This is a genomic window from Streptomyces sp. HSW2009, assembly GCF_040240285.1.
GTDB lineage: Bacteria > Actinomycetota > Actinomycetes > Streptomycetales > Streptomycetaceae > Streptomyces.
The window spans coordinates 1-2,474 of the sequence record NZ_JBEHZD010000822.1; the positions used below are offsets into that span (position 1 = coordinate 1).

2 protein-coding genes are annotated in these 2,474 nt (G+C 70.4%); both read right to left on the reverse strand.

Going from position 1 to position 2,474, the window contains the following annotated elements:
• Nucleotides 1–104: 104 nt before the first annotated feature.
• Nucleotides 105–1,739: a peptide ABC transporter substrate-binding protein gene (locus tag AAHZ94_RS32590; RefSeq protein WP_349997317.1), complete on the reverse strand. Its 1,635-nt coding sequence runs from the start codon at nt 1,737–1,739 to the stop codon at nt 105–107.
• Nucleotides 1,740–2,023: 284 nt separating this feature from the next.
• On the reverse strand, nt 2,024–2,474 hold a 451-nt coding region (locus AAHZ94_RS32595), incomplete at its 5' end, for a DUF2690 domain-containing protein (protein ID WP_349997318.1).

Sequence of the window (2,474 nt, forward strand, 5' to 3'; positions counted from 1 at the left end):
GGGGGGGGGGGGGGGGGGGGGGGGGGGGGGGGGGGGGGGGGGGGGGGGGGGGGGGGGGGGCGCGCCCCCCGCCGACGGGCGGCCTAACTGCCGCCCGCATACGGTCAGTTGACCTTGATCTCGTTGTAGACCGGGACGCTGAAGGCGTTGAGCCGTACGTCGCTGAGTCGGTCCGAGTAGCCGGCGTTGCCGTTCTGGTACCAGAGCGGGATGCCCGGCATGTCCTTCGCGAGCACCTTCTCGGCGTCCTGGAAGGTGGCGACGGCCTTGGCCTGGTCGGACTCGGCGTTGGCCCGGTCGACCAGGTCGTCGAACTCCTTGCTGCTGTACTCCCCGTCGTTGGACGAGGCGTTGGTGTAGAACATCGGCTGGAGGAAGTTCTGGATCAGCGGGTAGTCCATCTGCCAGCCGGCCCGGAACGGACCGCGCATCTGCCGGTCGGTGATCTTGTTCCGGAAGTCGGCGAAGGTGCCGATGGAGGTGCCGACGCAGGCGTTCTCCTTGTCCAGCGCGTTGTTGATGCTGTTGCACACCGCGTCCACCCAGTCCTTGTGCGAGCCGGTGTCCGCGTTGTACGTGATCGTCATCTTGCCGCCGGGCAGCCCGCCGCCCTCCTCGATGAGCTGCTTGGCCTTCTTCGGGTCGTACACGCATGCCTCGCCGCACAGCCCGGACTTGTAGCCGCCTTCCGCGCCGAGCACGGGCGAGGTCCAGTCGGTGGCCGGGGTGCGGGTCTTCTCGAAGATCCGCTCGGTGATCTGCGCGCGGTCGATGGCCATCGACAGACCGCGCCGCACCTTGTCCGAATCGGCCTTGTTCCACCGCTTGTCGTACATCGGGAAGGTCAGCGTCTGGATGATGCCGGCCGGCTGGTTGATGTACCGGTCGCCCAGGTCCTGCTTGACGTTCTTGAGCTGGGCGGCGGGGATGTCGTCGGCCAGGTCCAGGTTGCCGCCCTGGAGGTCGGTGTAGGCGGTGCCGACGTCGGTGTACACGCGCAGTTCGACGCCACCGTTCTGCGCCTTGTCCGGCCCGGAGTACTTGTCCCACTTCTTGAGCTTCATGGCCGAGCCCTTCTTGTACGAGCCGACCATGTACGGGCCGTTGCCGACGGGCTTGCTGATCCAGCCGTCGTGGTCGTCGAAGAAGGCGCGGGGCAGCGGGGCGAACGCGGCGTACCCGAGCGTCTGCGGCCAGGTGGAGAACTTCTGGGTGAGCGCGACGGTGAAGGTGGTGTCGTCCTTCACGCGCAGTCCGGAGAGGGTCTTGGCGGTGACCTTGCCCGAGGTCGGGTGGACCTTGTCGTAGCCCTGGATGTACTCGAAGAAGTAGGCGTTCTTCTGCTTGTTGTCGAGCAGCGCGCCGTAGTTCCAGGCGTCCACGAAGGACTTGGCCGTCACCTTCTCGCCGTTGCTGAAGGTCCAACCCTTCTTGATGGTGACGGTGTAGTTCTGCGCGTCCTTGGTCTCGATCTTCTCGGCCAGCATGTCCTGGGCCTTGCCGGTCTTCGGGTCGTACCGCTTGAGCCCGCGGAAGATCATGTCCAGCACCTTGCCGCCCTGGACCTCGTTGGTGTTCGCGGGCTCCAGCGGGTTCTGCGGGTCACCCCAGGACGCCCGCACGGTGCCTGACCCGTCACCACCCCCACCACCGCTGTCCCCGCCACCGCCACAACCGGTCGCCACCAGGGCGATGGTCAGCCCACACCCCGCCCACGTGGCACGCCTGACTCCGCGCATGGCGTCCTCCTCAAGGTCCCGGACCACACTTAGGACCCGAAAACACCCCCAACGATCTTCAACCGCACGCCGGGGGGAGCCATCCGGGGTGGGGGTGGGCCATCCGGGTGGGGGGTGGGCCGGGCGCGGCGCGCCCGCGCCAGTCCGGCGAAGTCGCGCCGAGGTCCCGGGCCGCTCCTGCGGAGTCGCGTGCAAGGGCCGGGCCCGGCCGCGCGCCACGGCTGCCGCGCGCCACGGCCGAGCCCCCGTCATGGCCCCACGCTCCCGCCCCGCCGCCCCGCCGCCTACTGCTGGGTGCAGCCGCGGTCGCCCGTCGTGCGCAGGATGCAGGCCGTGGCGGCCTTCGCGGAACGTACGGGCACCATCGAGGTGTAGGCGTCGCCGTCGGCGTCCGCCTCGGCGCGGCGCTCCGCGCCCCCCGCGTCGCCCCGGATGCGCACCTCGTCCCCGGCGCCCGCCCGGGCCATCCGGGCCCAGGCGGCGGCGCAGACCTTGCTGTACCGCACCTCCATGTAGGCGGGTCCGACCATCGCGTCGGTGACGGTGGTGGCGTGCGAGCCGCCGCAGCCCATCGCCTCCGGGTCCTTGCCGCCGCACGCGGCGCCCGTGCAGCGCACCCCGTCGGGCAACTGCACGGTGGGCGAGGGCGACGCCGCGGGCTTCTTCCGCCCGCCGTCGCCGAGGCGCAGGTCGAAGACGAGCACCGCGCCGGCGACCATCAGCAGGGCCCCGACG